Raw genomic sequence first — 5,018 nt, 5'->3', positions numbered from 1 at the left:
GATCGGGTTTTCTATTTTTCGGACAGAGGGGGCGAAGGGGATCGGATTCCTGTCCGAAGATAACGCAACATAGGTTTCTACGGGTGTAGTCACAGTTTTGATGTCACCCTAGTATCGCTCCGAACCGGCTATAATTTGGGTCAGATAATAGAAATTTCTCTATTATAGGAAAGCTATCTTCAATATGTTAAAGCATTTAGGCTTGAATAAGAACATCTGAAGATATACTCTCGTCTGCTAAATATTACAGCTGCTTGCACCTATGGCTTATCTGAATAAACAAAGCCTACCTTTATCAACTAAATAGTCGAATGCTATTTCGGACGTTGCTAAACCGTAAAAACAACATACACAGTTCCTGCCCTCACGAACCGATGTGCACAATCGCCGTCACAAAGAGGAAGAGGAATACAGCCATGGATGCGTTAATGACTTCGAACAGCGCAAGTGGCTTAGACATTTTAGTCGGTGATTTTGGAAAGATACCCGCTAAGTCGATAATGTACACGATAAAGTATGAAACAGCGATGATTTGTGTGATTAAAATGGCATTTGGATGTGATATCAACAAGAGATAGCACGCGATAAACGACGTAATTCCAAGCAAGATAAGAAACAGATTAAACCCCCAAAATACACCTCCCTTTAATTTTGAGAAATCTCTATTCTCAATCGGTCCTCCCGGAACCAATATCGCCAATAATGTTACATTTAAAAACACTAGTAAACTTGCCATGATCATAATATCCTGCATCGTTATCTCTTCCTCTCATTTGTTAGTGTCTCAAGATTAACAGGAAGGATAAAACATGTATTGTAAAAAATCAGCATCTATGATCAGGTATTTATTACTTCTGACCATGCCATACATAACTAAGGGTTAATTCATGCGGCAGTTTCTCTAACTCTTTGACGGTTTTGCCTGCAAATCTTTTGGATGTTTTGATGAGGTGGGACTGATCATAGTATCCTTCTTATTCAACGCCATTTTATGCAGCAAATAATGATTGATTGTTATGATATGTTGCTCCACATCTCTAGATTTCATCATCATTCGGTATAGTTCATCTAGATCAGGGTCCACATCGATGGCTTGAACGATTCGCTCTGCCAATTCGAGGCTGGGCACATGAAACAATTGTATAAACCCTAATGGAGTTAATGAAATCCCGATTTGATACAGCTGTTGTCCGTATCGAACATATTTCACGCTTTTCATTTGACCAATCACAACCGTATTGGGGATCACCATTTCCTGATCTTCTCCCACCTGCCTATAGGCAGACCCATAATTGAAAATGATATTGATATACCCCAGTGGCATAATTATATCTTCTCTGTTGTCATCAGAGAGAAAGTCGAAGTCTACGACCCAAATATAGCCCACTATCTTATGTAAGGCATTTATTGGTTCAAAAGTTCGAATCATCGTATGCATCTCCTTCTAAAAAACTGGTGATTATCCACTTTTTGTCCACGTTTCCCTTGAACTCGAATTCCATAGGTCATTTCAAGGGGAAAAAACATGTCTCGATAAAACCCGCTATTAATTTTCTAGTTTATTGTAAACACAATATCAACAACCAAACAGATTTTCAATTCTCAATAAATTTGATGTCTACAATTCTGAGTGTAACAAAAGTCCTAACCGTATGAGGCCGGGCTTTCCCATGGTGGAGGTGAGGGCCTTGTTCATATCTCCATCTTACTTGCTCACGATGTCTATCCCCCGCTGACGATATTAGAGGTTGGATATAAACTCCGTGCTCTCTACGCTTCGCTCCAGTCCGCGCGGACTTAACCCAGGGTTCGCCCCCTCGAGACTCCACTCAACGCAAAAAGGACACCTCTGAGGTGTCCTTTTTCATGTTGGTAGAGGCGAACCGTGGCTGTGCAAAACCACAATTCGCCGTCGAGTGAACAGTCCTCCTAGAAAGCCCCATTCCCTTGTTGGAAGACAGGCTCGATGGTTCCGTCAGGAAGTTCGCCATCAACATCAAGATTTGCGCAGCCGATCATAAAGTCAACATGCGTAAGACTTACATTAACGCCCCGCTCCAGAAGTTCTTCGCTGGATGGTTTCGTCCTTCCTTCCATATTAACAGGATAAGCACTTCCTAGCGCCAAATGACAGGAAGCATTCTCGTCAATGCCGGTATTGTAAAGTACTCTGTTCAATTGGAGATCGGGGAATCATGCGGTACTAAAGCCACCTCACCGAGATAGGATGCACCTTCATCAGTATCCGGCAATCTATTTCTTAGCCACAACGGCATCATCACACTTTAGGAGTATAGAGTTTGTTTGGAGGGGAATAAAGAAAATCTTGACTACCTCCTGGTAAGGCCGTTAATTATTTTTCTCTTTTGTATTCTCTAAGTTTACCTATCCAGGCTTTTTCTACTTCTTCAATTATTATCAGATGTTTATTCTTTATATTTGTACGTCTTGAATTTAATAAGAAGTAAGTGTTAAGAAGGAAAAAAAATAATAAAAAACAAAGAAAAAATGAAGAGTATGATTCTGAACTCGTTTTAAAACTATGGATAATTTGAACAATCGACTCTTTATAACCTTCGTAATCTTGCTCTTTATTACTATTTGCAAAAACAAGGAGGCTCGCATTAATTGATATAAAGATTGTAAATGAAGCTAGTATTAATGGCACTATAAACTTACTAATAAGATCAACGTATGTTGTAGTGCAAGACCTCCTTCATAAGTTTTTAATTTTAACTTAGTAATTCTAAATTTCTCAAAGGATGACTCAGCCAAGCTCATATAAGCTTTATATAATCTCAGTGTTTCGTCTACTTTCCCTAAATTCAACTTATCCATTACTTGCTTGATTGGTGCATTAATCTTACTAATTTCATGCAAGTGTTGAATTATTACCACTATTGTAAAAATGATGATAGAAACAGCAAAAATTTGATTATTTGTTGATATAGACATTTCTCAACTTCCTCTCATTGAATTAATATTATATATCGGAGAAAATGAGTTAAGTATTATTGTAATTCCTGAAAGTATACTTTTAAAAGATAAAAAACTTGAAGCAAGATTGGTATTTAGTTGAGATATTTTTTGATTACAAAAAACAAAGTGATGGTAAAAATAGTATGTTATGAATGATTCATGTTATATAACTTCTGTTACAAATGCTTTTGCATGAAAAGTATCATTAACTTCATTCAACAGCGTCTTTCTAGGAATTTTACATCCAGAGATGCTCAACTGTTAAAATTGAACAGGACATTTAACCATTTTAGAAAGCATGCTTTTTGATACACATAAAAAAGACACAATAAAGCGTTTCAAAAACTATATATTTGATTTTTGGTACGTTTCATTTACTTATCACACATTTTGATACGGTATAATCATCGAAATCTTGATTAGTAATTGGTCTTTACATACCCTGTAGCCAGATGCTCTAAAAAATGATGTACATCACCATTTTTAAAATCAATTTGAACAATGATGCCCAGGATCTTCTTTTGCTCATGATTATTACATCAATTAAAAAATCATACTCTATCATATGAACGGAACCATTATGTTTTATAAAATAAGTTCGGTTTTCTGATTCCTTTTCCTCAAAAAATCTTTTTAATGTGGCTGCACTACTTATCCATTAATCCCTCCAGCTTATTCTTGAATAATTTCATATTGAGCATAGCACTAACATTTCTATATATAGTCAGCAATTAGTTTGCAAAAAGTATGATTCTCAAACTATATTTGTCTGCATTAGAGCAGGCTTTGGTGTCCTGCTCATTTTATTAAACTAACGGGCAGGTTAGTGTAATTACTTCTCGAATACCTTAGGTATTCGGAAATTATTAGTATCAATCTCTAATCATTTACTCGGTGGTGTCATCTGTGGGAATGAATTTTACTGCGTATATGTCACATAACCTTAAAAAAACTGAAATAATAGAGTTATGCAATGATTTAAATGAAAACAGTTCTCGATTTCCATTAATTCGTGAGTTTATTGATACACTTTTACCATTCAATCCAAAGGATAATGTGAGGAAGTGGCGTACAAGTTTTGATAGTGCAGACGGAACAAATAGCTTGGCAGGTCCCTGTGGAATATCACTTACATTGTCAGAGAAAGTATGTTATTTTCATCATTATTTTAGATGGAAAGGATTTTTAGTAGATAATGAGATACAACAGTTGCTGAGGAATGTTAGCTATGGATTTATGAGGACTTTTAACGCTTCATTTGTTATTTATGTCCCAGATAATGCTGCAAAAGAATCCGCAATTATGGATTTCATCAAGGAAGATGAGAATAAGGATATTAATTATATAAGAGAATGGCTATTAGAGAATTGTGGGTTACCAAAGAATAATATCAACGATATTTATAAAGAGTATGAAGATTACTGGGATTCAGAAGGATATTATATAGATTATTTTAATGAAGATGAGGAGCCTCATAAAAGTTCAGACTTGATTTCATAAAATAACGATTTCAAAATGGAATCTATCGTTCCACTAACGGGGAATGATAGTTCAATGATAGCAGCGGCTTTCTAGGACTTTATTTCTCGTCCATGGCTGCCGTCGTATTCGCGAACCATACTGTCTATTAGTGTGTATTGATATCCACTCATGTACAATGAAAAGTAAGTTTTTCAATTCTATTAAATGTGCTTATCTACTAGTAATACCGCACAAACAAATCTATCAATTTTATATATACTATATTATTCCCCATATAGGAGATGATATAGTGAAAATTAAAACATCAGCTAAGAGAGTAGTAAAGACCAGCGCGATGAAGAAAAAATTGAATACTCAGTTAAAAAAGCAAGTTCGGGTGAAAAACACCACTTCGGGTACTGTTAGAAGCACAGGTGTTCTCAAAAAAAATCCGAGTACAACATTTGCCCATACCGAAGTCATGAATCGGAGATCTTCACCGATAACCGCAACCGTTATGGTCTTTAATTGGGATACCAATTCACCAGTAAGAATTGGTAACAACACCGTTACCATAC

Annotated in this window: 5 protein-coding genes and 1 pseudogene; 2 read left to right on the top strand and 4 right to left on the bottom strand. The window is 36.1% G+C overall.

The features are described from left to right. Positions 1 to 364: 364 nt before the first annotated feature. From AC1DSE_RS31785 to AC1DSE_RS31770, 4 genes and pseudogenes are all read right to left on the bottom strand, one after another. A complete protein-coding gene (locus tag AC1DSE_RS31785; RefSeq protein ID WP_477512960.1) occupies positions 365 to 736 on the bottom strand; it encodes a DUF8051 family protein in 372 nt (123 codons plus the stop codon). A gap of 165 nt (positions 737 to 901) precedes the next feature. Continuing rightward, a complete protein-coding gene (locus AC1DSE_RS31780; protein ID WP_477528795.1) occupies positions 902 to 1,429 on the bottom strand; it encodes a DUF6597 domain-containing transcriptional factor in 528 nt (175 codons plus the stop codon). A 500-nt stretch (positions 1,430 to 1,929) separates the two neighbouring features. Next, a pseudogene (locus AC1DSE_RS31775) lies at positions 1,930 to 2,252 on the bottom strand (aminopeptidase); the annotation flags it as partial. Positions 2,253 to 2,667: 415 nt separating this feature from the next. After that, a complete protein-coding gene (locus AC1DSE_RS31770; RefSeq protein ID WP_477512962.1) occupies positions 2,668 to 2,955 on the bottom strand; it encodes a hypothetical protein in 288 nt (95 codons plus the stop codon). Between the two features lie 930 nt (positions 2,956 to 3,885). On the opposite strand from AC1DSE_RS31770, the gene AC1DSE_RS31765 reads away from it, so the two are divergent. After that, positions 3,886 to 4,479: a hypothetical protein gene (locus AC1DSE_RS31765; RefSeq protein WP_477512963.1), complete on the top strand. Its 594-nt coding sequence runs from the start codon at positions 3,886 to 3,888 to the stop codon at positions 4,477 to 4,479. 271 nt (positions 4,480 to 4,750) lie between these two features. Then, positions 4,751 to 5,018 (top strand): hypothetical protein (locus tag AC1DSE_RS31760; protein WP_477528794.1); only part of this gene is annotated, 268 nt, incomplete at its 3' end.

Source organism: Paenibacillus sp. 01L418 (assembly GCF_056400045.1).
The sequence above is the reverse complement of the archived record's forward strand: the minus strand, read 5'-3'. Positions and strand labels throughout refer to the sequence as shown.